Here is a 201-nt window from a genome sequence, read left to right as displayed (position 1 = left end):
GGTCCCGCGTCGTCAGCACGACGTTGGTCCGATCGGGGAGCGGGCCGCCGATCCGGGCGGCGATGCTCTCGTACGTCTTCCGGCCGACGATCACGGGGTGACCGGTCGTGAGCCGCTTGAAGTGCGCCAGGTCCGCCGGGTAGTGCCACGGCATCCCGCCGTCGTCGCCGATGACGCCGTTCTCGGCGACCGCGGCGACGA

Annotated in this window: 1 protein-coding gene; it reads right to left on the bottom strand. The window is 72.1% G+C overall.

The annotated features are described in order from the left end of the window. On the bottom strand, positions 1 to 201 hold a 201-nt coding region (locus DJ73_RS10580; RefSeq protein WP_141212946.1), incomplete at both ends, for a dihydrofolate reductase.

The organism is Halorubrum sp. Ea1, assembly GCF_002252965.1.
Classification (GTDB): Archaea; Halobacteriota; Halobacteria; order Halobacteriales; family Haloferacaceae; genus Halorubrum.
This window is presented reverse-complemented; position numbering and strand designations above follow the sequence as displayed.